The sequence below is a fragment of the Sphingomonas folli genome, assembly GCF_019429525.1.
Classification (GTDB): Bacteria; Pseudomonadota; Alphaproteobacteria; order Sphingomonadales; family Sphingomonadaceae; genus Sphingomonas; species Sphingomonas folii.
The window spans coordinates 1-22,876 of record NZ_JAHXZL010000014.1 but is presented as its reverse complement, the minus strand read 5'-3'; the positions used below and the strand labels follow the sequence as shown (position 1 = coordinate 22,876).

Annotated in this window: 22 protein-coding genes and 2 tRNA genes; 13 read left to right on the top strand and 11 right to left on the bottom strand. The window is 71.8% G+C overall.

Translation table 11 applies throughout. The features are described 5' to 3' along the window. Positions 1–69: 69 nt before the first annotated feature. Positions 70–747, bottom strand: a complete 678-nt coding sequence (gene lipB, locus KZ813_RS18470; RefSeq protein WP_219756461.1) for a lipoyl(octanoyl) transferase LipB — start codon at positions 745–747, stop codon at positions 70–72. A 79-nt stretch (positions 748–826) separates the two neighbouring features. On the opposite strand from lipB, the gene KZ813_RS18465 reads away from it, so the two are divergent. Together KZ813_RS18465 and KZ813_RS18460 are read left to right on the top strand one after the other, a co-directional pair. Then, complete coding sequence (locus tag KZ813_RS18465; protein WP_219756460.1) at positions 827–1,636, top strand: hypothetical protein; 810 nt, start codon at positions 827–829, stop codon at positions 1,634–1,636. Next, entirely contained in the window at positions 1,633–2,379 is a 747-nt protein-coding gene (locus KZ813_RS18460; RefSeq protein WP_219756459.1) for a hypothetical protein, read from the top strand. The genes KZ813_RS18465 and KZ813_RS18460 overlap by 4 nt, the downstream gene beginning before the upstream one ends. On the opposite strand, the gene KZ813_RS18455 is transcribed toward KZ813_RS18460, so the two are convergent. The 3 genes from KZ813_RS18455 to KZ813_RS18445 are packed head-to-tail and all read right to left on the bottom strand — an operon-like array spanning position 2,349 to position 4,265. Further along, complete coding sequence (locus KZ813_RS18455; RefSeq protein WP_219756458.1) at positions 2,349–2,942, bottom strand: GNAT family N-acetyltransferase; 594 nt, start codon at positions 2,940–2,942, stop codon at positions 2,349–2,351. The two genes, KZ813_RS18460 and KZ813_RS18455, sit on opposite strands and share 31 nt — an antisense overlap. After that, the gene (gene hemF / locus KZ813_RS18450; protein ID WP_219756457.1) at positions 2,933–3,772 is read right to left on the bottom strand and encodes an oxygen-dependent coproporphyrinogen oxidase; all 840 of its coding nucleotides are present in this window, start codon (positions 3,770–3,772) and stop codon (positions 2,933–2,935) included. The genes KZ813_RS18455 and hemF overlap by 10 nt, the downstream gene beginning before the upstream one ends. A 34-nt stretch (positions 3,773–3,806) precedes the next feature. Next, on the bottom strand, positions 3,807–4,265 hold the full coding sequence (locus KZ813_RS18445) for a tRNA (cytidine(34)-2'-O)-methyltransferase (protein WP_219756456.1): 459 nt from the start codon (positions 4,263–4,265) through the stop codon (positions 3,807–3,809). A gap of 179 nt (positions 4,266–4,444) precedes the next feature. On the opposite strand from KZ813_RS18445, the gene petA reads away from it, so the two are divergent. The 5 genes from petA to KZ813_RS18420 all read left to right on the top strand — a co-directional run bounded on the left by petA (position 4,445) and on the right by KZ813_RS18420 (position 9,183). Then, positions 4,445–5,029: a ubiquinol-cytochrome c reductase iron-sulfur subunit gene (gene petA / locus KZ813_RS18440; protein ID WP_219756455.1), complete on the top strand. Its 585-nt coding sequence runs from the start codon at positions 4,445–4,447 to the stop codon at positions 5,027–5,029. A 13-nt stretch (positions 5,030–5,042) separates the two neighbouring features. Then, positions 5,043–6,329, top strand: coding sequence for a cytochrome b (locus tag KZ813_RS18435; protein WP_219756454.1), 1,287 nt, complete (start codon positions 5,043–5,045; stop codon positions 6,327–6,329). 30 nt (positions 6,330–6,359) lie between these two features. Then, positions 6,360–7,202 carry a cytochrome c1 gene (locus KZ813_RS18430; protein ID WP_219756453.1) on the top strand — a complete coding sequence of 281 codons (843 nt, stop codon included), beginning with the start codon at positions 6,360–6,362 and terminating at the stop codon, positions 7,200–7,202. A gap of 144 nt (positions 7,203–7,346) precedes the next feature. Beyond that, a tRNA-Arg gene (locus KZ813_RS18425) sits at positions 7,347–7,423 on the top strand. 65 nt (positions 7,424–7,488) lie between these two features. Then, the gene (locus tag KZ813_RS18420) at positions 7,489–9,183 is read left to right on the top strand and encodes a GH39 family glycosyl hydrolase (RefSeq protein WP_219756452.1); all 1,695 of its coding nucleotides are present in this window, start codon (positions 7,489–7,491) and stop codon (positions 9,181–9,183) included. A 209-nt stretch (positions 9,184–9,392) separates the two neighbouring features. Here the strand turns inward: KZ813_RS18420 and KZ813_RS18415 are convergent, their stop codons facing one another. Further along, a complete protein-coding gene (locus KZ813_RS18415) occupies positions 9,393–10,175 on the bottom strand; it encodes a 3-keto-disaccharide hydrolase (protein ID WP_219756451.1) in 783 nt (260 codons plus the stop codon). Between the two features lie 192 nt (positions 10,176–10,367). On the opposite strand from KZ813_RS18415, the gene KZ813_RS18410 reads away from it, so the two are divergent. Then, positions 10,368–10,571 carry a hypothetical protein gene (locus KZ813_RS18410; RefSeq protein ID WP_219756450.1) on the top strand — a complete coding sequence of 68 codons (204 nt, stop codon included), beginning with the start codon at positions 10,368–10,370 and terminating at the stop codon, positions 10,569–10,571. Positions 10,572–10,631: 60 nt separating this feature from the next. Here KZ813_RS18410 and KZ813_RS18405 read toward each other — a convergent pair whose 3' ends face one another. From KZ813_RS18405 to KZ813_RS18390, 4 genes are all read right to left on the bottom strand, one after another. Continuing rightward, entirely contained in the window at positions 10,632–11,660 is a 1,029-nt protein-coding gene (locus tag KZ813_RS18405) for a ferritin-like domain-containing protein (RefSeq protein ID WP_219756449.1), read from the bottom strand. A gap of 10 nt (positions 11,661–11,670) precedes the next feature. Next, positions 11,671–12,663, bottom strand: a complete 993-nt coding sequence (locus KZ813_RS18400; protein ID WP_219756448.1) for a ferritin-like domain-containing protein — start codon at positions 12,661–12,663, stop codon at positions 11,671–11,673. 140 nt (positions 12,664–12,803) lie between these two features. Further along, entirely contained in the window at positions 12,804–13,487 is a 684-nt protein-coding gene (locus KZ813_RS18395; protein ID WP_219756447.1) for a response regulator transcription factor, read from the bottom strand. Further along, positions 13,487–16,150, bottom strand: coding sequence for a DUF4118 domain-containing protein (locus tag KZ813_RS18390; RefSeq protein ID WP_219756446.1), 2,664 nt, complete (start codon positions 16,148–16,150; stop codon positions 13,487–13,489). The genes KZ813_RS18395 and KZ813_RS18390 overlap by 1 nt, the downstream gene beginning before the upstream one ends. 382 nt (positions 16,151–16,532) lie before the next feature. Here KZ813_RS18390 and KZ813_RS18385 point away from each other — a divergent pair, with 382 nt between their 5' ends. After that, positions 16,533–18,047: a S10 family peptidase gene (locus KZ813_RS18385; RefSeq protein WP_258046946.1), complete on the top strand. Its 1,515-nt coding sequence runs from the start codon at positions 16,533–16,535 to the stop codon at positions 18,045–18,047. Between the two features lie 262 nt (positions 18,048–18,309). Here the strand turns inward: KZ813_RS18385 and KZ813_RS18380 are convergent, their stop codons facing one another. Next, positions 18,310–18,798: a MarR family transcriptional regulator gene (locus KZ813_RS18380; protein ID WP_219756445.1), complete on the bottom strand. Its 489-nt coding sequence runs from the start codon at positions 18,796–18,798 to the stop codon at positions 18,310–18,312. 99 nt (positions 18,799–18,897) lie between these two features. Here KZ813_RS18380 and KZ813_RS18375 point away from each other — a divergent pair, with 99 nt between their 5' ends. The 4 genes from KZ813_RS18375 (at position 18,898) to chrA (ending at position 22,503) form a co-directional block, all read left to right on the top strand. After that, on the top strand, positions 18,898–19,983 hold the full coding sequence (locus KZ813_RS18375; RefSeq protein WP_373369294.1) for a branched-chain amino acid aminotransferase: 1,086 nt from the start codon (positions 18,898–18,900) through the stop codon (positions 19,981–19,983). A gap of 36 nt (positions 19,984–20,019) precedes the next feature. Next, positions 20,020–20,094 (top strand) — tRNA-Gln (locus KZ813_RS18370). A 217-nt stretch (positions 20,095–20,311) separates the two neighbouring features. Next, on the top strand, positions 20,312–21,130 hold the full coding sequence (locus tag KZ813_RS18365) for a chromate resistance protein ChrB domain-containing protein (protein ID WP_219756444.1): 819 nt from the start codon (positions 20,312–20,314) through the stop codon (positions 21,128–21,130). Continuing rightward, positions 21,127–22,503, top strand: coding sequence for a chromate efflux transporter (gene chrA / locus KZ813_RS18360; protein ID WP_308461932.1), 1,377 nt, complete (start codon positions 21,127–21,129; stop codon positions 22,501–22,503). The genes KZ813_RS18365 and chrA overlap by 4 nt, the downstream gene beginning before the upstream one ends. Positions 22,504–22,676: 173 nt before the next feature. Here chrA and KZ813_RS18355 read toward each other — a convergent pair. Further along, a partial coding sequence (locus KZ813_RS18355; protein ID WP_219756443.1) for a hypothetical protein occupies positions 22,677–22,876 on the bottom strand: 200 nt, incomplete at its 5' end.

Here is a 22,876-nt window from a genome sequence, read left to right as displayed (position 1 = left end):
GATTAGGCGACCACCCGGCCGTTTTTTATCCCAAACCGGCGTAGACATTAATCGCAGATGACCGCCCTCTCAAGCCTCGTTTTCACCGACGCAAGTCAGGCTTTGCAGAAAGGCGTCGGCGGTTAACGCCAGCGCCGCGTCGAAAGTTGCAATTTCGTGCGGCGAGCCGAGCGCGGCGGCGCTGGTGACCGGATAGTCGGCGAGACCGCACGGCACGATGCCGCCGAAATGCGCGAGGTCGGGGGCGAGATTGACCGAGAAGCCGTGCAGCGTCACCCAGCGCCGAACGCGAATGCCGATCGCGCCGATCTTGGCCTCGGCGCCGGCGCGGTCTCGCGTCCAGATGCCGATCCGCCCGGGCGCGCGGAAGGCGGCGATGCCCAGCTCGCCCAGCGCCGCGATCAGCCAGCCCTCGAGCGCGTGGACGAAGCAGCGCACGTCGCGGCCGCGCCGGTTGAGATCGAGCATGAGATAGCCGACGCGCTGGCCGGGGCCGTGATAGGTGTAGCGGCCACCCCGACCCGCGGGCACCACGGGGAAGCGCGGGTCGACCAGCTCGCGCGGGTCGGCGCTGGTGCCCGCGGTGTAGATCGGGGGGTGTTCGAGCAGCCATATCAGCTCGCGCGCCTCGCCCGCGGCGATCGCGGCGGCGCGCGCCTCCATCGAGGCGAGCGCCGCGGCATAGTCGGTCAGCCCGGACGACACGCGCCACTCCACCCCGTCGATCATCGTCGCGCGCTGCTGCATGCGCGTCAGATGTGCTCCGTCGGCGCGGTTGGCAAGCTGTCGACGGAGCGCTAGGCCGGCGCGGGAAGGGGACGACGCGATGATCAGGATGGCCACGGTGTGGGAGCGCACGGTCGACGTGCTGCGCGGGCGCGCCGCGATCCTGGCCGGGATCGCCTTCGTCACGCTGTTCCTGCCCTCGGTGCTGGGCGCGGCGGTGACGATCGCGGTCGGCGACGCCGCGGCGGCGCCGGCGGCGCGGTCGCTGGTGGGGCTCGTCTCGGCGGCGCTGATGCTGTTCGGCATGCTCGCGATCACCGCGGTCGCGAGCGACCCGCGCGTCGACCGGGCGGCCGCCTACCGCCGCGCCGCCGAGCGGCTGCCGGCGGCGATCGGCGTCGCGCTGGTACTGGTGATCGCGCTGTCGCTGACCTTCTTGCCGGGCACGCTGGCGCTGATCGCCGCGGGCGCGACCGTGACCGCGGCGGGCGTGGTGATGCAGGGCGCCGCGCCCGGCCCGCTCGCGCTGGCGGGGGGGCTGCTGCTCGTCGCCGCCGCGCTACTGCTGTGGCTGGGGGCGCGGCTGGCACCTCTGTTCGCGGTGGTGGTCAACGAGCGGCTCGGGCTCGGCGCGATCCGCCGCGCCTTCGCGCTGACCCGCGGCGCGGCGGCGCGGCTGATCGGCGTGCTGATCCTCTACGCGATCCTGGTGATGGTGCTCAGCGTCGCGGTGCGCTCGGTGATCGGCGTGGTGCTGCGGCTGCTGCTGGACAGCGACGGCGCGGTGTTCCTCGGCACGTCGGTGGCGCTCGCGGTGGTCAGCGCCGGGGCGACCGTGGTGCAGAACGCCTTCTACGCGCAATATTATGCCGCGGCGCGCGAGCGTGAAGAGGCGGCACCGCTCGCATGAGCCTGACCTTCGCCGGCCTGCTCTCGGTCGCGTGGCGGCTGTTCCGGCGCGATCGCGCGCTGGTGCTGCGGCTCGCCGCTGTCTTCGTCTTCCTGCCCGCCTTCGCCGCGCTGCTGCTGTGCGATCCCCTGCCGCCGCTGCCGCCCGCGCCGCGCGACGAGCTGATGATGCGCGCCTGGCTCGCCGCGGTGGCGAGCTGGGGGCAGAGCAATGCCCTGTTCTACCTGCTCGCCGACCTGCTCGCCGCCTATGGCGTCGCGGCGGTGGCGCTGCTGCTGCTCGACCCGGACCGGCTGACGGTGGGGCAGGCGCTCGGCCAGGCGCTGGCGCGGCTGTGGTCGTTCGTGCTGGTCAGCGTCGCGGTGGCGGTGCCGGTCGGGCTCGGCATGTGGCTGCTGGTGCTGCCCGGGCTCTACGTCCAGGCGCGGCTGATCGCGGCGGTGCCCGCGCTGGCGCGCCACCCGGCGCTGCGCGCGGGGCCGGCGCTCCGGCTGAGCTGGCGGCTGACCAAGGGGCAGGACTGGGCGATCACCGGCGCGCTCGTCACCCTGTTCCTGGCGCAGTGGGTGGCGGTGTCGCCGCTGCTGCAGGCCGACGAGGCGCTGCGCGCGCCCGGCAGCGGCGACCCGGTGCTGCTCGCGCTGGTCGACGCGCTGCTCGCCGCGGTGCCCGTGGCCTATGCGGTGGCGGTGCTGCTGGTCGGCGTGGTCGTCTACCGCGTCGGCGCGAGCAGGGGCAGCTGAGGCGCGGCGTCGGCGGGCAGCGCGCCCGTCACGCGCGGGTCGGTGAAGGTCTCGATCGTGCGGCGCACCGGGGTGAAGCCCTGCGCGCGGTAGAAGTTGAGCGCGGAAGGATGGTCGAGCGTGCAGGTGTGGAGCCACACGCGGTTGACGCCGGCGACCCAGGCGCGCGCGAGCGTCTCCGCCATCAGCCAGCGGCCGTGGCCCTGGCCGGTGAGCTCGGGCACCAGCGCGAAATAGCCGATCTCGCAGGTGCCGGCCGAGCGGAAGTCGAGCTCGACCATGCCCACCTCGATCCCGGCGCGGTCGACCGCGGCATAGACCTGCACCTGCGTGTCGTGGACGATCGCGGTGAGCGCGGCATCGTCCATGACGAGGCGCGAGAACCACAGCCAGCGCGCGCCGACGCGGCGGAACAGCGCACGATACTTGTCGGGCTCCGGCCGCGCCCAGCGCACCAGCCGCAGCGGCGAATCGGGCACCGGGCGCAGCGGCGGGCGGCGTCGCATCTCGAGCGAGGTGACCACCGCGGCGATCTGATCGGCGGGGAGGTGGGTCAGCCCCATGTCGCCACCGGGGGCAGGCTCATCAGGATCGCGTCGACGTTGCCGCCGGTCTTCAGGCCGAAGAGCGTGCCGCGGTCGTAGACGAGGTTGAACTCGGCGTAGCGCCCGCGCCACTCGCGCTGCCGCGCGACGTCCGCGTCGGTGAAGGGCAGGTGCATCCGCCGCCGCACGATCCGCGGGTAGACCTCGAGGAAGGCGCGGCCGACATCCTGGGTGAAGGCGAGGTCGGTCGCGAACGCCCCCTCCAGATGGTCGTAGAAGATGCCGCCGACGCCGCGGTGCACGCCGCGGTGCGGGATGTAGAAATAGTCGTCGGCCCAGGCCTTGAAGCGCGGGTAATGGCCGGCGTCGTGGCGGTCGCAGGCGTCGCGCAGCGCGGCGTGGAAGTCGTCGGTGTCCTCGGCGATCGGCAGCGGCGGGTTGAGGTCGGCGCCGCCGCCGAACCAGCGCCTGGTCGTCGCGAGGAAGCGCGTGTTCATGTGCACCGCGGGGACGTGCGGGTTGGCCATGTGCGCGACCAGGCTGATCCCGGTGGCGAAGAAGCGCGGATCGTCGCCCGCACCGTGGATGGTCCGCGCGAAGTCGCCCTCGAACGTGCCGCCGACGGTCGAGACGTTGACGCCGACCTTCTCGAAGACGCGCCCCTTCATCACGCCGCGCACCCCGCCGCCGCCGGGCGCGCCGCTCGGGTCGGCGCGGTCCCAGGCGATATAGTCGAAGCGCGCGTCGGAGCCCGCCTCGCGCTCGATCGCCTCGAACTCGGCGCAGATCAGGTCGCGCAGCCGCTCGAACCAGGTCCGCGCTTCGCTCTGCTGTTCGTCCAATATCATGGCGATACGCTCTCGCCCGCGGAAGCGTGCCGGGTCAATCGGTCAATCTGTCCCAGCCGCCGGTCTGGCGCAGCGCCTCGCCCAGGATCAGCGCCCCCACCATCGCCACGTTGAGCGAGCGCAGGCCCGCGCGCATCGGCACGCGCACGCGCAGGTCGGCGCGCTCATGGACGTGCGCCGGCACGCCCGAACCCTCGCTGCCGAGCAGCAGCACGTCATGGGTGGCGAAGCGCGCCTGCGGCAGCGGCACCGCACCGGCGGTGGTGGCGAGCACGACGCGCCCCTCGACGGTGGCGAGGAACGCGTCCCAGTCGGCGTGGCGGCGAACGCGGACATGAGCGGCATAGTCCATGGCGGCGCGCGCCAGCGCGCGCTCGCCGAAAGGGAAACCCATCGGCTCGATCAGGTCGACCGCCACGTCGAGGCAGGCGCCGAGCCGCAGCAGCGTGCCGACGTTGCCGGCGATATCGGGTTGGAACAGCGCGATCCGCATCGCCGCCGCTCTACCGCGCTCGTTGCGCCACCGCAAAATGGGATTGGCAAAGCGCGGGGCCCGCGGCTATCACCCCGCCAGACCGCCTCGGGGACGGGCAGGTCGCGCGGGGAGGCGGCATGTCGCGACGGCATCGGATCGACCCGGCGGGAGAATGAACGGGTAGAGGTTTGACGCGAATGGCGACGGTCGAGAACAGCATTCCCCCGGGCGAGGATCCCGCGCCCTATCACGAGCCCGCCCACGACCCGCGCCGCCGCGATTTCATCAATATCGCCGCGGTCTCGTTCGCGGGCGTCGGCGCGGTGGCGATCGTGCTGCCGCTGATCAACCAGATGAACCCCTCGGCCGACGTGCTCGCGCTGTCGACCACCGAGATCGACATCTCGAAGATCGCGCCGGGGCAGGCGATCAAGTCGTCGTTCCGCAAGCAGCCGCTGTTCGTGCGCAACCTGACGCCTAAGGAGATCGGCGAGGCCAATGCGGTCGACGTCGGCTCGCTGCGCGACCCGCAGACGCTCGCCGAGCGCACCAAGCCGGGCAAGGAGAATTGGCTGATCACGCTGGGCGTCTGCACCCATCTCGGCTGCGTGCCGCTGGGCGCGGGCGAGGGCGAGAACAAGGGCCCGTTCGGCGGCTATTTCTGCCCGTGCCACGGCTCGGCCTATGACACCGCCGGCCGGATCCGCCAGGGCCCGGCGCCGCAGAACCTGCACGTGCCCGACTATACGTTCAATTCCGACACCGTCGTGACGGTCGGCTGAGGGAGATAGAGAGATGAGCTTTCCCTGGGCCAAGCATTATGAGCCGAAGCAGCCGCTGATGCGCTGGATGGACGAGAAGCTGCCGCTGCCGCGCCTCGTCTACAACGCCATCGGCGCGGGCTATCCGGTGCCGCGCAACCTCAATTATTTCTGGAACTTCGGCGTGCTCGCCGGGGCCGCGCTGGTGATCCAGATCGTCACCGGCGTGGTGCTGGCGATGCATTATGCCGCCAACGGCGGGGTTGCCTTCGGCTCGGTCGAGAGCATCATGCGCGACGTCAACGCGGGCTGGTTCCTGCGCTACGCGCACGCCAACGGCGCGTCGATGTTCCTCGCCGTGGTGTACATCCACATCGGGCGCGGGCTGTATTACGGCTCGTACAAGGCGCCGCGTGAGATGGTGTGGCTGCTCGGCGTGGTGATCTTCCTGCTGATGATGGCCACCGCCTTCATGGGCTACGTGCTTCCCTGGGGGCAGATGAGCTTCTGGGGCGCGCAGGTGATCACGGGTTTCTTCTCGGCGATCCCGCTGGTGGGCGACACCATCCGCATCTGGCTGCTGGGCGGCTTCGCGCCCGACAATGCCGCGCTGAACCGCTTCTTCTCGCTCCACTATCTGCTGCCCTTCGTGATCGCGGGCGTGATCATCCTGCACATCTGGGCGCTGCACATCCCGGGTTCGAACAACCCGACCGGCGTGGACGTGAAGGGCGAGCAGGACACGGTGCCGTTCCACCCCTACTACACCGCCAAGGACGGCGTGGGCGTGGCGGTGTTCTTCCTGATCTTCGCGACGCTGATCTTCTTCTCGCCCAACCTGCTGGGGCACCCGGACAATTACATCGAGGCCAACCCGCTCTCGACGCCGGCGCACATCGTGCCCGAATGGTATTTCCTGCCCTTCTACGCGATCCTGAAGAGCTTCACCGCGGACTTCATCCTGCCGGCGAAGCTGTGGGGCGTGCTGGCGATGTTCGGCTCGATCCTGCTGCTGTTCTTCCTGCCCTGGCTCGACAGCTCGCCGGTGCGCTCGGCCAACTATCGGCCGACCTACCGATGGTTCCTGATCGTGCTGGTGTTCGACGTGCTGGTGCTCGGCTATGTCGGCGGCGCCGAGGCGAGCGCGCGCAACGTGATGATGGGGCAGATCGCCGCGGGTTATTACTTCGCGCACTTCCTGATCATCCTGCCGCTGGTGTCGGCGGCGGAGCGGCCGCGGCCGCTGCCCAACTCGATCACCGAGGCGGTGCTGTCGAAGCACGGCGGCACCGCGCCCACCAAGACCGCGCTGGCGGGTTGAGAACGAGACGAAGAGGGGATCTGACAGGCAATGGTTCGTCTCATATCACTGGTGATCGGTGCGGGGTTCGTCTTCGTGCTCGCGCTGGCGCTGTTCTTCACCGCCAAGGACGCGATCCAGAACCCGGCGCCGCACACCGCCGAGCATGAGTTCCGCCTGCACCCGGAGGACATCGAGCTGTCCTCCGCGGGCTGGTTCGGCAAGTTCGACCGCCAGCAGCTGCAGCGCGGCTTCCAGGTGTACAAGGAGGTCTGCGCGGCCTGCCACTCGCTGAAATATGTCGCCTTCCGCGACCTGCAGAAGATCGGCTATTCCGAGGCCGAGGTGAAGGCGATCGCGACCCAGTGGGTGATCGAGCAGCCCAGCGTGAACCCGGAGACGGGCGAGGCGGCGACGCGCAAGAACCTGCCGTCGGACCATTTCCCGTCGCCCTTCGCGAACGAGGTCGCGGCGCGTGCGGCCAACGCCAACGCGCTGCCGCCCGATCTCTCGCTGATGACCAAGGCGCGCGAGGACGGCAGCAACTATGTCCACGCGCTGATCACGGGCTATCGTGACCAGCCGGCCGAGCTGCTGCGCAAGTTCCCCGACGCCAAGACGCCGACCGGGCTGCACTACAATCCGTATTTCGCGAACCTCAACATCGCGATGCCGCCGCCGCTGACGTCGGACGGGCAGGTGACCTATTCGGACGGCACCAAGGCGACGCGCGACCAGATGGCGCGCGACGTGGCGGCCTTCCTCACCTGGACCGCCGAGCCCAACCTGGAGGCGCGCCACGCCGCCGGCCTGGCCGCGGTGATCTTCCTGGCGATCTTCATCTACCTGACCTGGGGCGCGTATCAGAACGTCTGGCGCGAGGTGAAGCACTGACCGCGCGGGGCGGGCCCATGGTCCGCCCCGGTGGCCGCCGCCCGCGGCCGTTCGGCGCGACGCGCCGTCACACCGCGGCCTGGGTCGAGCCGGCCGGTGAGCGATTGACCCTCCGGGCGCGAGAACCTACGGGAGGCGAACGGCGCCCCCGTAGCTCAGCAGGATAGAGCGACGGTTTCCTAAACCGCAGGTCGTGAGTTCGAATCTCGCCGGGGGCACCATCCCGCCCGGCGCTTGCGCGATCGCGCGCCCTCCCGCATCATCGTGGGACGGGGAGAGCGAGCCGATGCGCGCGTGGAAACAGGGTCTGGTCGTCGGCGGCCTGGCGTGCGCCGCGCCCGTGGGCGGCGCACCGGAGCACCCGGCCTTCGCCGTGACGATCGAGGTCGACGCCGCGCGCGACGGGGGACCGGTGGCGCAGGAATGGCGCTTCTTCGGCGCCGACGAGCCCAATTACGCGACCATGAAAGACGGCCGCACCACGCTGGCGACGCTCGGGGCGCTCGCGCCCGACCGGGTCTATTTCCGCGCGCACAACCTGCTCACCTCGGGCGACGGCACGCCCGCCCTCAAATGGGGCTCGACGGGCGTCTATCGCGAGGACTCCGCCGGTCGCGCCATCTACGACTGGACGATCGTCGACCGCATCTTCGACACCTATCGCGCGCGCGGCGTGAAACCCTATGTCGAGCTCGGCTTCATGCCCGAGGCGCTGTCGACGAAGCCGCGGCCATACCAGCACGACTGGCGCCCGGGCAGCGGCGAGCTGCGCACCGGCTGGGCCTATCCGCCGCGCGACTATGCGCGCTGGGAGGAGCTGATCCACCGCTGGGTGCAGCATTGCGTCGAGCGCTACGGCCGCGCCGAGGTGGCGAGCTGGTATTTCGAGACGTGGAACGAGGCGAACCTGCCGCGATACTATTGGGGCGGGACGCGCGAGGAGTTCTTCCGTCTCCACGACGCCGCGGTGCGCGGGGTGCGGCGCGCGCTGCCCGAGGCGCGCGTGGGTGGCCCCGACAGCGCGGGTGCGGGCGACGACTTCCTCGCCGCCTTCATGGAGCACGCGCGCGCCGCGGGCACGCCGACCGACTTCCTGTCGTTTCACGCCAAGGGCCAGCCGCGGGTGATCGAGGGGCCGGACGGGAGCCACGTCCGCATGGGGCTCGACACGCACCTCAAGGCCGCGGACCATGAGTTCGCGGCGATCGCGGCCGACCCGGTCTTCCGCACCAGGCCGATCGTGATCGGCGAGTCGGACCCGGAGGGCTGCGCCGCCTGTCAGGGGCCGGCCAACGCCTATCGCAACGGCACGATGTACGCGAGCTACACCGCCGCCTCCTTCCCGCGGCTGCGCGCGCTGGCGCGGCGGCGCGGGCTGACGCTGGAGGGGGTGCTGACCTGGGCGTTCGAGTTCGAGGACCAGGCGCCGTTCGCCGGCTTCCGCCAGCTCACCTCGGGCGGGATCGACCTGCCGGTGATCAACGTCTTCAAGCTCTTCGCGAGGATGGGCGGGCGCTACGTGAGCGCGCGCTCGGACCATGAGGTGGCGCTCGACACCGTGCTGGGCGAGGGCGTGCGCGGCGACGCCGACGTCGGCAGCGTGGCGACGCGCGACGGTGACCGGGTCGCGGTGATGGTGTGGCATTATCACGACGACGACGTTGCCGGACCGCCCGCGGCAGTGCGGCTGCGGCTGCGTGACCTGCCGCGCGCGCTCGCGTCGGGCGCGACGCTGACCCATTATCGCGTCGACGAGAGCCACGCCAACAGCTTCGCGGCGTGGCAGAAGATGGGCGCGCCGCTCGCGCCGAGCGACGCGCAGCGCGCCGCGCTGAAGCAGGCCGCGGCGCTGGTGCCCCTCGCGCCGCCGTCGCGTGTCGCGATGCGGCGCGGGGCGGGCGAGATCGCCTTCACGCTGCCGCGTCAGGGCGTGTCGCTGCTGGTGCTGACTCCGGTGGGCGCGAGCGACGGCGCGCCCTGACATGCGCCGCGGGGGCCCGGCGCGACCTCTCGCCGTCGCGCGGACCTTCGCCCCACGCACCGTCGTCATCCCGGCTTCGGCGGGGGTCCGACGCGCCGCGGACGCCGTCACGTGCGGTACGCGAACAGGTGGATCCCGCGACGAGGCCGAGGAGCCGGGCAGGGCCGGCCGGCGCGCCGCCGGTCGACGACAGCGCGCGCCGCGCGACCTCACCCCTTGTCGGGCAGCTCGCGCACCCAGATGTTGCGGAAGCTGATCGGCTGGCTGGGGTCGCCGTGGTCCTGCAGCTTGATCGGCGCCTTGCCGTGGGGCTTGTAGCTGGGCTTGCCGATATAGACGGTACCGCCGCGCACCTCGGTGTGATCCTGCACCAGCACGCCGTTGACGTAGCCGGTGACATAGGCGGGCCGGGTGACCGAGCCGTCGGCGCCGAAGCGCGGCGCCTCCCAGGTGACGTCGATCGTCTGCCACTCGCCCGGGCGGCGCGCCGGGTTGGCGAGCGGCGGCGTCTGCTTGTAGATCGCGCCGAGTTGGCCGTTGACGTAGGTCGGGTTGTTGTAGCTGTCCATGATCTGGAACTCATAGCCGTCGTCGCCCGGACCAGTGGAGGCGAGGAACAGCCCGCTGTTGCCGCGCGCCTGGCCCTCGCCCGTGATGGTGGCCGGGATGCGGTATTCCAGGTGCAGCTGGTAGCTGCCGAACGACTGCTTGGTCTGGATATTGCCGGTGCCCTTCTTCACCGTCACCGCGCCGTCGGCGACGGTCCAGCCGGCCGCGCCGCCGGTCTTCACCGCGGACCAGCGGTCCAGCCCCTTGCCGTCGAACAGCACCACCGCGTCGGCGGGCGCGGCCCAGCCCGCGAAGGCGCCCGGAGTCACCACCGGCACCGCGGGCGACCATTGCTCGGTCGCTTTGGGGTCACCCTGCTGGCCCTGCGCCACCACCGCGGACGAGGCGAGCAACAGCCCGGCGCCCAGCACGATACGCTTCATAGCTCGCATCCTCTTCGATACTCCCGATCACAATGCGGTTCGCATCCGCGCCGTTGGTAACGCGTCCGCGCGCAACCTCCTAGCCTCGCGTGATCGCTTCCGCCGCGCGAACGCTGCTTGACCGAGATCAGGGCGATCACGCGCGACGGAATGCGACCCACGCTCGTTGTCCGATCGCCGAGGAGTGTCACGATGACGGATCGCGAAGCAGCCGAGCGGACGGTGAGGGCGCTACACGCCGAGGAGGAGCGCGAGAAGGCACTGGCGCGCGACCTGCCGCCCGGCGACGAGCAGGACCAGCACTGGATGCGCGGCGAGCGCCTGTCCGACGAGGCCTGGTCGATCGAGGAACGCTACGACCTCGAGCCCTGGCCGAGCGGGCTCTGGCCCGCCTGATCGGGTGCGGCGAACCGGCGACCGCATCCCCGCCGGCGCGGGGATGCGACGCCGTCGCGCTCAGGCGTTCGCCTGGCTGGTCTTGATCGTGCCGTTCAGACCGGCGGGGAAGAAGCCGCCGGACGAGACCGCCGCCTTGTTCTGGTAGACCACGTTGAGCACCTGCGCGGCGTTGCGGCCGAGCACGAGACCGCCGTCGTTGGTCGGCACCAGGTTGGCGGTGGTGGCGTCGCCGATGTCCTGGTCGTTCTCGGTCGAGCCGTCGAGCCCGTCGCGCGTGTTCGAGATCTGCGTGATTCGCGTGTAGATGCTGGGCACCGTCAGCCCACGGCGCCACAGCTCGGAGCGGATCACGCCGTCGTGGTAGCATTCGGTGGCGAGGATGCCTGCCGAGGCTTCGAGGAAGGTCTTGTTGCTGATCAGCCGCGCCGCGCCGCGATATGCGGTCACGCCGACGTCGGTCAGCAGGTACGAGCCGATCAGGAAATTCTCGTCGTTGAGGAAGGGATCGAAGATCTCGCTCGCGCCGATCACGCCCGCGGCGCGCGCCGCGGCGGTGAAGGCGCCGACCGCGGTCGTCCCCCCGATCGTCACGCTGGCGCTGCCCGACAGGTTGATCGCCGGCTGCGCCACCGCGGCGCTGCCGAGATTGGTGCGGAGGAAGCCGATATGGCCGAGCTCGTCGAACGCGATCTCGCGCGCATATTGCTGCACCACCGGGTCGGAGAAGGTCACCGCGCGCGCGGCACCGTCGCCGCTCCCCGTCACCACCGCACCCTGCGCACCGGCGCCGGTCTGCAGCGCGGCGGCGATGCCCTGGCCCGAGACCGCGTAGGAATAGAAATTGCCCTCGAGATACTCGAGCTGCAGCGCGAAGTTGAGCACGTCGGCGTCGCTCACCGTCGGCGCGGGTGTCGGCGAGACGGTGGGCGCCGGCTCGCCCTCGTTGTCGTCGTTGCAGCCCGACAGCAGCGCGAGGCCGCCGGACATCGCCGCGGCGCCGCCGCACAGCCGGATGAAGTTGCGGCGCGCGCGGCGCTGATGCTCGGCGCGCTCCATGAGGTCGAGAAACTCGGTCTGGTCGCTCATCGCCGCCTCCTCAGTTCGCGCCGGAGCGCCGCAGCGCCGCGTTGGGGTTGTTGGTGCCATTGGGGAAGAAGCCGCCCGCCGTGGCGGCCTGGCGGGTGAGATAGGCGATGTTGTGGACCTGCTCGGCGGTGCGGCTGAACACGATGCCGTTCTGGTCGGTCGGCACGATGTTCGCGGCCAGGCCGAACTGGTTCTGCACCGGGGTGACCCCCTGATCGTCGTCGGCGACGCGCTGCGGCGGCCCGGACGAGACCGTGGTGCCGTCGAGCAGGTCGCGCGCGTCGGAGACCTGGTCGGTGATCGTCCAGATGGCGGGCACCGTCACACCGCGGCGGTAGAGCGCGCCGCGGATGATGCCCGCGTGGAACGCCTCGGCGGCAAGGATGCCCGCGGCGGCGTCGACGATATCGGGGTTGCTGAGCAGCGGCGCGCCGCCCTTGTACGCCGTGACGCCGACGTCCTCGAAGATGTATGCGGCGATCAGGAAGTTGTCGTCGTTGGCATAAGGGTCGAACACCCCGCCGCTGGCGCTGAGATCGACCCCGGCGGCCACCGCCGCTGCGGTGAAGACCGTCGCGGAGAGATCGATCGCGGGCTGCGCGACCGCCGCGGAGGTCAGCGCCTGACGCAGCGAGGCGACATGCGCGATCTCGTCGGACGCGATCTCGCGGGCATATTGGATCACGCCGCGGTCCGTGAGATTGGCCTTGCGCGCGCCGGTCACCGCGCCCTGCGTCTGCGTCCCGGTGAGCTGCGCCGCGGGCAGGCCCTCGCCGCTATAGGCGTAGCTGTAGAATTGCGCCTCGAGATATTCGAGGTTGAGCGCGAAGTTGAGGATGTCGGTGTCGCTCGGCGCGGTCTGCGCCTCGGCGCGGCCGGCGAGCGCGAGCCCGGCACCGCCCAGCGCGACCCCCGCGATCGCGGTCTTGAAGAACTCACGCCTCTGGTGGCGGCGCTCGACGCGCGCGTCCAGGGCATCGATCAGATGCTCACTCCCGGGCATAGACACCTCTCCTGCCCCGATGATCCGCGAGGCGCCGGGCGCCCGCCGTTCCGGCCGCCGCTTCCTGATACGAAGCAGCGATCGAAAAGATGCTCGAGGTTATCCAAGAAAGTTGTTGAAATGCTTGGCGAAGATGCGTCTCAGCCGTCGCCGCGCAGGCGGTAGCCGACGCCCAGCTCGTTGGCGATGACGCTGCCGACGGGGGCGGGCGCCTCCAACTTCTGCCGCAGGTTGCGGACGACGATCCGAAGATACTCGATCCGCGCGTCCTCGTCACCGCCCCAGGCCGCGGCGAGCACGCGCCGGTGGGTAACGACCTTGCCGAGGTGACGCGCCAGCTCGGCCAGCACGTCATATTCCTTCCGGGTGAGATGCACCTCGGCGTCGCCGCGCCGCACCGCGCGCCGGTCGAGGTCGATCGTCAGGTCACCGCGGCGGATCTCGCGCGGCGTCGCGGCACCCGCGGCGCGGTGGCGCAATGCGACGCGTAGTCGCGCGAGCAACTCCTCGCTGTCGAACGGCTTGGTGACGTAATCGTCGGCGCCGAGGTCGAGCGCGCTGACCTTCTCCTCGACCGCGTCGCGTGCGGAGACGACCAGCACCACCGCGTCGCTGCCGTCGCGCAGCAGCGGGATCAGGCTCAGCCCGTCGCGGTCGGGCAGGCCGAGATCGAGCAGCACCGCGTCGGGGTGCGTCGCGGCGCGCTGCTGCAGCGCCTCGCGCGCGCTGCCCGCCTCGACCACGTCATAGCCCGCGCGCGCCAGCGTGTTGCGCAGCAGCCGCCGGATCGCGGGCTCGTCGTCGATCACCAGCACGCGCGCCATCACGCCGCCTCGCCGGTCGGCTGGCGCACGATCAGCGCCGGCGGGACCACCAGCGCGAAAGCGGCGCCGCGCGCGTCCTCGCGGTTGGCGGCGGTGACGCCCATCCCCATCGCCTCGGCGAAGGCCTTGACGATCGCGAGCCCCAGGCCGGTGCCGCCCGCGACGCGGTCCGAGCCCTCCAGCCGGCGGAAGGTCTCGAACACCTCCTCCTCGCGCCCCGCGGGCAGGCCCGGCCCCTCGTCGAGCACGGCGAGGCGCAGCTCGCCGAAGCGATGGCGCCCCTCGATCACCACCGCGCTGCCCGGGTCGCCGTAGCGGCCGGCGTTGTCGAGCAGGTTGAGCAGACAATGGTGGAGCAGCTGCGGGTCGGCGTGCACCAGCGGCAGGTCGGGCGGCACGTCGAGCCGCACCGCATGCCCCTCGAGCGCGCGGCGCGCGTCGTGGGCCGCGCCGGTGACCGCGTCGCTGAGATCGACCGGCTCGACCCGCAGCCGCAGCGCGCCCGCCTCGACCCGCGCCATGTCGAGCAGGTTGGCGACGAAGCGGTTGAGCCGCTCGGCCTCGCTCTCGATCGTGCCGATCAGCTCGGGCGTGGCGCCGTGGTGGAGCTGCGCGGCGGCCGCCATCACCGCGGTGAGTGGGGTGCGCAGGTCGTGGCTGACCGAGGAGAGCAGCGCCGCGCGCAGGCGGTCGCGCGTGCGCACCTCCTCGACGTCGCGCATCTCGGCGGCGAGCCGCAGCCGCTCGAGCACCAGCGCGGCCTGGTCGACCAGGCTGGCGAGCAGCGGCAGCTGGTCGGCGCGGACCGGGTCGCCCCCGGCCGAGCGCGCGATGCCGAGCACCGCCAGCACGCGCTCGCCCGCCTTGAGCGGCACGAACAACCACTCCGACGCCGCGAGCGTGCCCGATCCCTTGCCCGCGGTGGCGCCGGTATCGAACGCCCAGCCGGCGGCGGCGCTGTCCATCGTCTCCAGCCGATAGCCCGGGTCGCTCGCGGCGAGGATGTCGAGCCCGGCCGCGGGGGAGCGGGTGAGCAGCACCACCTGCACGTCGAGCAGCCGCCGCACGTCGTCGCAGATCATCTGCGCGGCACGGTCGCGATCGGTCACGCCGCTGATCTCGCGCAGGAAGCCCGCCAGCGTCGCGTTGGTGCGCGCGCTCGCCGCGGCGAGATCGGCCTGCGCGCGCACCCGCGCCGCGAGATGGCTGGTCGCCACCGCGACGCCGAGCAGCACGATCGCCGAGATCACGTTCTCGGGATTGCTGATGCTCAACGTGCCGACCGGCGGCAGGAAGAAGAAATTGTACGCCAGCGTCGAGGCCACGCCCGCGAACAGCCCGCAGCGCAGCCCGAACAGGCTCGCCGCCGCCATCACCGGCAGCAGGTAGAGCAAGGCGATGTTGCCGAAATCGATGACATGGACCAGCGCGCGGCCGGCCGCGGTGACGCCCGCCACCATCGCCGCCGCGGTAGCATAGCCCGAGGTGGTGCCGGGCGGCGGTGCGGTGCGGCCCGCGCGCGCGTCGCGCGCGGGCGCGGCGGGGACGGGCAGGACGTGGACGGTGACGCCGGGCGTGTCGCGGATCAGCCGGTCGACCACCGAGCCGTGGCGCAGCTCGAACCAGCGCGAGCGCTGCGACTTGCCCATCACCAGCTGGGTCGCGCGCGCGTCGGCGAGGAAGCGCTGGATGCCGTCGACCACGTCGGGCGCGGGCACGGTCGCCACCGCGGCGCCCAGCTGCGTCGCGAGCGTCATCGTCGCGGCGAGCCGCTGGTGCTGCGCCGGGGTGAAGCCGGCCGCGCGCGGCGTCTCGATGAACAAGGCGGTCCATGGGCCGCGCAGCCCGTCCGCCACCCGCTTGGCGGCGCGCACCAGCCCGTCGGCGCCGGGCAGCTCGTTGATCGCGACGACGATCCGCTCGCCGCCCGCCCAGGTGCCGCCGAGCCCGAGCGCGCGCACGTCGTCGAGCATCTGCGCGTCGACCGCCTGCGCGGCGCGGCGCAGCGCCAGCTCGCGCAGCGCCGACAAGTTCGACTTGGAGAAGAAGTGCGACAGCGCGCGCGTCGCCTCCTGCGGCAGGTAGACCTTGCCCGCCTTGAGCCGCTCGATCAGCTCGTCGGGCGGGATGTCGACCACCTCGATCTCGGCGGCCTCGAGCACGCGGTCGGGCACGGTCTCGCGCACGCGCACGCGGGTGAAGCTGGCGACGACGTCGTTGAGACTCTCGACGTGCTGGATGTTGACGGTGCTGTACACGTCGATCCCGGCGGCGAGCAGCTCCTCCACGTCCTGGTAGCGTTTCGGATGGCGGCTGCCGGGGGCGTTGCTGTGCGCCAGCTCGTCGACCAGCGCGAGTCGCGGCGCGCGGGCCAGCACCGCGTCCAGGTCCATCTCGTGCAGCGTGCGTCCCTCATAGGCGACGGCGCGGCGTGGCACGACCTCCTGGCCGCGCACCAGCGCCTCGGTCTCGACCCGGCCGTGCGTCTCGACCACCGCGACGACGACGTCGACGCCGTCGCGTCGCCGCGCCGCCCCCTCGGACAGCATCTCATAGGTCTTGCCCACGCCGGGGGCGGCGCCGAGGAAGATCTTGAGCCGGCCGCGGCCCTCCTGCGCGGCGGCGCGCAGCAGCGCGTCGGGGTCGGGGCGATCGCTGCCCATCGCCGTCAGCGGCGCCCCGCGCGCGCGCCGACGCGGCTCGCCGGGAGGATTGACGACACGACCTCGATCATCGCTTTGGGATAGACCAGAACGGGCGGCAGGGGGAACAGGATCGTCGCGCCTCACGGCAGGGAAGGGGGCGTCTCCTCGAGGCCGCGGCCGCGACCGAGTCCGCCGCGATCTGCCCGCCGGCGCATAGTATTGCCACGGCGATCGTGCGCGAACGCATATAGTCCGCATATGAGAGAAGCGGGCGGCCTTGCGGGTGGCGCCGCCACGCGCCACCTCCTGGCGGGCGCGGCTTGCCAGTCGCGCGCGGGGGTTTAGTAACAGCGTTGACAAGAACCGCGGGCGCACCGCGGCCACACGGGGATCGTACATCTTGGCCAGACCGTTTCGCCTGCTGCTCGCCACCTTGCTCTTCGGCACCAGCGGGCTAGCCCACGCCCAGTCCGACAAGACCGACAAGACGGTCACCAAGGTCGAGAGCAAGAAGGAGGAGGAGGCGGTCAAGCTGCCGCCGCTCCCGGCCGACAAGACGATCGCGCAGACCGCGCGGATCAACGGCCGTGCGATCAGCTACAAAGCGAGCGTGGGCACGATCGCGGTGCGCGACGACAGCGGCAAGGAGATCGGCCAGGTCGTCTACACCGCCTATGTGGTGCCCGGTCGCGACGCCTCGCGCCCGGTCACCTTCGCCTTCAACGGCGGCCCGGGGGCGGCCTCGGTCTATCTCAACATGGGCGCGGTCGGGCCCAAGCGCGTCCAGTTCGGCGCGCAGGGCGACTCCCCCTCGGACGCGCCGGTCGCGCGCGACAATCCCAACAGCTGGCTCGACTTCACCGACCTGGTCTTCATCGATCCGATCGGCACCGGCTTCAGCCGCAGCCTGGTCGACGCCGACGCGACCAAGAAGGCCTTCTACGCCAACGATCCCGACATCCGTTACCTGTCCAAGGTCGTGTACGATTGGCTGGTCAAGGAGGAGCGGTTGCGCTCGCCCAAATATGTCATGGGGGAGAGCTACGGCGGCTATCGCGCGCCGCGCATCGCCTATGAGCTGCAGTCGCAGATCGGCGTCGGGGTCAACGGCCTCATCATGGTCTCGCCCTACCTCGACCCCGCCTCGGGCGACGACGCCACCGCGCTGTCGCCGCTGCCGTGGATGATCGACCTGCCCTCGATGGCGGCGGCCAACCTCGAGCGCCAGGGCAGGCTGACGCCCGCGGCGATGGCCGAGGTCGAGGCCTATACCCGCGGCGACTTCGCGCGCGACCTGCTGCGCGGCCGTTCCGACCCCGAGGCGACCGGGCGCGTCGTGGCGCGCGTGACGCAACTCACCGGGCTCGACCCGGCGCTGGTGCAGAAGCTCGGCGGCCGGGTCGACAGCCGCACCTACCTGCGCGAGGTCCACCGCGGTGAGGGGACGATCGGCAGCGTCTACGATTCGAACGTCACCGCCTTCGATCCCTTTCCCTGGTCGGCGCAGCAGCAGTCGAACGACCCGATCCTCGACGCGCTGATCGCGCCGACCACCAGCGCGATGGTCGATTTCGTCACGCGCGAGGTCGGCTGGAAGACCGACGCGCGCTACAATGCGCTGTCGTACAAGGTGAACGAGGCGTGGGACCGGGGCAAGCCGGCGGACACGCCGGTGACCGACCTGCGCAAGGCGATCGCCAACGATCCCAAGATGAAGGTGATGATCGTGCACGGCTGGGACGACCTGTCCTGCCCGTTCTTCGCGTCGCGGCTGATCGTCGACCAGATGCCCGCCTTCGGCGCGGCCGAGCGCGTGCAGCTGCGTGTCTACCCCGGCGGGCACATGTTCTACTCGCGCGGCGACAGCGGCGCGGCGTTCAAGGCGGACGCGGAGCGGCTGTACGGCGCGGGGTGAGCCGTTTCTCCCGGCGGGCGTCGCCCTCGCGACCTTCGTAGGGTCTGATCCACCTCGATCGATCCGTGCTCCGGCGAACGCCGGAGCCCAGGGCCGCAGACGTGACGCTCGTGGCTCCTGCGTCCGCAGGAGCCCCGCTGGTTCACATCAGATGGATCAGCCTCTAGCCGTCCCCACCCGCCGCCGTCATCCCGGACCTGGTCCGGGATCACGGCTATGAGGGCTCCGATCCCGGTCGCGGCGGCGCCCGCCGCGGCCCGCGTCAGCCGCGCAGCGCCTCGACCCGGCCCATCTCGTCGGGCGGGATCAGCCCTTCGAGCACCGCCCAGAAGCCGCTCACCGCGCCCTGGCCGGCGCGCGAATAGGCGGCCGACAGCTTCTCGCGCAGCGAGTCGTACAGCTCGCTCTCCAGCGCGAGGCCATCGGCGGTGAGCCGCAGCAGCCGCTGGCGGCGGTCGCGCTCGCCCGGACGGGTCTCGACCAGGTTGCGCTCGATCAGCTCGTTGAGCACGCGCCCGAGCGACTGTTTGGTGATCGCCAGCAGCGCCAGCAGCTCGCTCACCGGCATGTCGGGCTTGCGCGCGATGAAGTAGAGCGCGCGATGGTGCGCGCGGCCGAGACCCTGTTTGGCGAGCCCGCGATCGATCGATCGCGTGATGTGGCTGTTGCCGAAATAGAGCAGTTCGATCCCGCGGCGGATCTCGGTCTCGCGCAGGAAGAGCGGCGAGGCGGAATGGGTTGGGGCAGCCATGTTGACCGGCTTTGCCATCGGCCCTAGGCCACCGCAACCCGGCAATGCGATCTCGCGTCGCACGCGCCGCATATCGCCGACCCTGGCCGTTGGGAGCTGATTTCCGTGAACTTCGCGTTCGAGCCGCATCCGTCGCCCGTCCCCGCCAACGAGCGTGCCGCGCGGCTGGTAGACCCGGGCTTCGGGCGCGTCTTCACCGATCACATGGCGATCCTGCATTACTCCGAGGGGCGCGGCTGGCACGACGGGCGGATCGGCGAGCGCGTCGCGCTGACGATGGATCCGGCCTCGTCGGTGCTCCATTACGCGCAGGAGATCTTCGAGGGGCTCAAGGCCTATCGGCTCGAGGACGGCGGCCTGGCGCTGTTCCGTCCCGAGGCCAACGCGCGCCGCTTCAACGCCTCGGCGCGGCGCATGGCGATGCCCGAGCTGCCCGAGGCGCTGTTCCTCGAATCGTGCGAGCGGCTGGTGCTGACCGAGCGCGAGTGGATGCCCTCGGTCGAGGGCGGCTCGCTCTACCTGCGCCCGTTCATGATCGCGTCCGAGGCGTTCCTCGGCGTGAAGCCGTCGGCCGAATATCTCTACATGGTGCTGGCCTCGTCGGTCGGCGCCTATTGGAAGGGCGGCGCGCGCGCGGTGTCGCTGTGGGTCAGCCACGAGTATACCCGCGCCGCGCCGGGCGGCACCGGTGCCGCCAAATGCGGCGGCAATTATGCCACCAGCCTGGTCGCGCAGCAGGAGGCGATCCGGCGCGGTTACGACCAGGTGGTGTTCCTCGACGCCGCCGAGCGGCGCTGGATCGAGGAGCTGGGCGGCATGAACATCTTCTTCGTGTTCGAGGACGGCTCGCTGCAGACCCCGCCGCTGACCGGCACGATCCTGCCCGGCATCACGCGCGATTCGATCCTCCGGCTCGCGCGCGACGAGGGGCTGGCGGTGCGCGAGGAGCCGTATGCGATCGAGCAGTGGCGCGCCGACGCGGCGAGCGGTCGCCTGGTGGAGAGCTTCGCCTGCGGCACCGCCGCGGTGGTGACCCCGATCGGCCGCGCCGCCGGGCCGGACTATGAGTTCACGATCGGCAGCGGCGCGACCGGCCAGCTGACCGCGCGCTTCCTCGATCGGCTGAGTGCGGTGCAGCGCGGGCGCGCGCCCGACCCGCACGGCTGGCTGCGACGTATCGGTTGAGTCTTGCCCCGCGCGCGGCTAAGCGCGCGGGCCTGTTGGGGCGTCGCCAAGCGGTAAGGCACCGGTTTTTGGTACCGGCATGCGCAGGTTCGAATCCTGCCGCCCCAGCCAGCATCTCGCCCTGTCGCCCGTTCGCCCTGTGCGTTCGCCCCGTCGTCGGTGTCGACGATCGGACGCGCGACCGTCGAGGGACCGGGCCTGGCGTCGCCACACGGGCGATTGACATCGTCGCCTCCAGGATGCTTCATCGATCGCATGGGGGCTGCGACCTCCCCATGAGGCGTCAGCCGAAGGATCGCGTCCAGCATCATCCTGCCGAGGACGCACCGTGCCCGCTCATCACGCCATCTCCCCCGACACGCTCGCCCGGCTCGTCGCGCTGCCCGGCGCGCCGGCGATCCTCGACCTGCGCGACGATCCGGCGGCGACCGTCCCCGGCGCGCGCGTGGTCGGCGCGACGACGCGGCCGACCGTCCCCAACGGTCGCGCGGTCGTGGTGGTCGACGAGGCCGGTGGCGCCACGGCGGTCACCGCGGTCGCGCTGCTGCGGAGCGACGGCGTCCGCGCCGAGCGGCTGGAGGGCGGCTTCGCGGCCTGGGCGGCGGCGGGCCTGCCCGCGATGGCGCTGGCGCACCTGCCGCGGCGCCACGACGATGGCCGCACCTGGTGGGTCACGCGCGCCCGGCCGAAGGTGGACCGGATCGCCTGCCCCTGGCTGATCCGGCGCTTCATCGATCCCGACGCACGCTTCCTCTATGTCGCCCCCGCCGAGGTGCTGGCGGTCGCCGCGCGCGAGCGCGCCGAGCCGTTCGACGTCGAGGGTGAAGGGGTCGTATGGACGCACCGCGGCGAGCGCTGCAGCTTCGACGCGCTGCTCGACGGTTTCGGGCTCGCCGGACACGCGCCGCTCGCGCGATTGGCCGCGATCGTGCGCGGCGCGGACACCGATCGGCTCGACCTCGCGCCCGAGGCCGCAGGGCTGCTCGCGGTGTCGCTCGGCCTGTCGCGGCTGTACGACGACGACCACGCGCAGCTCGAGGCGGGGCTCACCCTCTACGACGCGCTCTACCGCTGGTGCCGCGACGCGCGGGGCGAGCGCCACGACGCGCGCTCGCACCGGCCCGCGCGCGCCGCGGTGACGGCGTGAGCGCGCCCGCGCGTCCCCATCCGGTGACGCTGCGCGCCGCGACCCGGGTGTGGTGGCGTATCGCGCTGCTCTCCTTCGGCGGCCCGGCGGGGCAGATCGCGGTGATGCACCGCATCCTGGTCGACGAGGAGCGTTGGATCGGCGAGCAGCGGTTCCTCCACGCGCTCAACTACTGCATGCTCCTGCCCGGCCCCGAGGCGCAGCAGCTCGCCACCTATATCGGCTGGCTGATGCATCGCACGCGCGGCGGCATCGTCGCGGGGGTGCTCTTCGTGCTGCCGGGCGCGGCGGCGATCATGGTGCTGAGCTGGGTCTATGTCCTCTACGGCCGTGTCGGCATCGTCGCCGCCTTGTTCTACGGGCTCAAGGCGGCGGTGCTCGCGGTGGTGCTGCAGGCCGTGGCGCGGATCGGTGGGCGCGCGCTGCGTACCACGCCCGCGCGGCTGCTCGCCGGGCTCGCCTTCGTGCTGATCTTCTTCCTCGGCGCGCCCTTCCCGCTGATCGTGCTGGGCGCAGGGTTGATCGGCTGGTCGTCGGCGCGGCGCGGCGGCACGGCCTTCCGCCCGGGCGGCCACGACTCGGCGGGTGGTGCGGGGGTGGCCGACGTCGACACGCTGCTGGGCGAGGCGTTGCCCGTGCACGCGCTACCCGGCTGGGGCGCGACGCTGCGGACCGCTTCGCTGTGGCTCGCGCTGTGGCTGATGCCGGTGGTGGCGCTGCGCGTCGCGCTGGGCCCCGACGACGTGTTCACGCGCATCGCCACCTTCTTCGCGACGATGGCGACGGTGACCTTCGGCGGCGCCTATGCCGTGCTCGCCTATGTCGCACAGCAGGCGGTCGACCATTACGGCTGGCTCGGTCCGCGCGAGATGCTCGACGGGCTCGGCCTCGCCGAGACCACCCCCGGGCCGCTGATCATGGTGCTCCAGTTCGTCGGCTTCCTCGCCGCCTATCGCGACCCGGGCGGGCTCGCGCCGCTGCTGGCCGCCACGCTCGGCGGATTGCTCGCCACCTGGGTGACGTTCGTGCCGTGTTTCCTGTGGATCTTCCTCGGCGCGCCCTTCATCGAGCGGCTGCGCGGCAACGCCGCGGTGGGCGGCGCGCTGGCGGCGATCACCGCCGCGGTGGTCGGGGTCGTGCTCAACCTGGCGCTATGGTTCGCGCTGCACACGCTGTTCCGCGCCACCGTCGCGGTGCGCGCCGGGCCGCTTCGCTTCGACGCGCCGGTGTTCACGAGCGTCGACCCCTATGCACTCGGACTGGCGCTCGCCGCCGCCCTCGCGTTGTTCCGCACGCGCGCGGGCGTGATCACGACGCTGTCGGCGAGCGCGCTCGGCGGCCTCGCCCTGCATCTTTTCGGGGTGCTGGCATGAGGCCTATCGTGCGCTTCGCCGCGCTCGCCGCCGCGTGCCGGGGAGATGCCCAGGCCTCGGCCGCGGTGATCGCCCCCGGCACCCCTTCAACCATGTGCTGAGCGCGGCCCTGTTCGTCCGGCTCTAGGCCGCCGCGACGGAGAGGGGCCTCGGCATCGTACCGAGACCCCCCGTCAGATCGCCGTCTGGCTCAGCGCGGCGCAGGTGCGGGCGCGGCCGGCGGGGGAGGAGGCGGCGCGCTCCCGTCGGCCACCGGCGCGATCCCGGCGCCCGGGGCCGGCGGCACCGGCGCACCCGCGCCCGGGGGTGGGGGCGGCGGCGCGCCCGCGCCCGGCGGCGGCGGGGGTGCCCCGGCGCCCGACGCGGGGGGCGG

What these genes read in the sequence shown, in the direction of transcription:
- KZ813_RS18420 (WP_219756452.1), top strand. Translation starts at nt 7,489, where the DNA reads ATGCGCGCGTGGAAACAGGGTCTGGTCGTCGGCGGCCTGGCGTGCGCC.
- KZ813_RS18395 (WP_219756447.1), bottom strand. Translation starts at nt 13,487, where the DNA reads ATGGCGCGCGTGCTGGTGATCGACGACGAGCCCGCGATCCGGCGGCTG.
- KZ813_RS18405 (WP_219756449.1), bottom strand. Translation starts at nt 11,660, where the DNA reads ATGAGCGACCAGACCGAGTTTCTCGACCTCATGGAGCGCGCCGAGCAT.
- petA (WP_219756455.1), top strand. Translation starts at nt 4,445, where the DNA reads ATGGCGACGGTCGAGAACAGCATTCCCCCGGGCGAGGATCCCGCGCCC.
- lipB (WP_219756461.1), bottom strand. Translation starts at nt 747, where the DNA reads ATGCAGCAGCGCGCGACGATGATCGACGGGGTGGAGTGGCGCGTGTCG.
- KZ813_RS18400 (WP_219756448.1), bottom strand. Translation starts at nt 12,663, where the DNA reads ATGCCCGGGAGTGAGCATCTGATCGATGCCCTGGACGCGCGCGTCGAG.
- KZ813_RS18390 (WP_219756446.1), bottom strand. Translation starts at nt 16,150, where the DNA reads ATGGGCAGCGATCGCCCCGACCCCGACGCGCTGCTGCGCGCCGCCGCG.
- KZ813_RS18460 (WP_219756459.1), top strand. Translation starts at nt 1,633, where the DNA reads ATGAGCCTGACCTTCGCCGGCCTGCTCTCGGTCGCGTGGCGGCTGTTC.
- KZ813_RS18430 (WP_219756453.1), top strand. Translation starts at nt 6,360, where the DNA reads ATGGTTCGTCTCATATCACTGGTGATCGGTGCGGGGTTCGTCTTCGTG.
- KZ813_RS18380 (WP_219756445.1), bottom strand. Translation starts at nt 18,798, where the DNA reads ATGGCTGCCCCAACCCATTCCGCCTCGCCGCTCTTCCTGCGCGAGACC.
- KZ813_RS18445 (WP_219756456.1), bottom strand. Translation starts at nt 4,265, where the DNA reads ATGCGGATCGCGCTGTTCCAACCCGATATCGCCGGCAACGTCGGCACG.
- KZ813_RS18455 (WP_219756458.1), bottom strand. Translation starts at nt 2,942, where the DNA reads ATGGGGCTGACCCACCTCCCCGCCGATCAGATCGCCGCGGTGGTCACC.
- KZ813_RS18415 (WP_219756451.1), bottom strand. Translation starts at nt 10,175, where the DNA reads ATGAAGCGTATCGTGCTGGGCGCCGGGCTGTTGCTCGCCTCGTCCGCG.
- KZ813_RS18435 (WP_219756454.1), top strand. Translation starts at nt 5,043, where the DNA reads ATGAGCTTTCCCTGGGCCAAGCATTATGAGCCGAAGCAGCCGCTGATG.
- KZ813_RS18410 (WP_219756450.1), top strand. Translation starts at nt 10,368, where the DNA reads ATGACGGATCGCGAAGCAGCCGAGCGGACGGTGAGGGCGCTACACGCC.
- hemF (WP_219756457.1), bottom strand. Translation starts at nt 3,772, where the DNA reads ATGATATTGGACGAACAGCAGAGCGAAGCGCGGACCTGGTTCGAGCGG.
- KZ813_RS18465 (WP_219756460.1), top strand. Translation starts at nt 827, where the DNA reads ATGATCAGGATGGCCACGGTGTGGGAGCGCACGGTCGACGTGCTGCGC.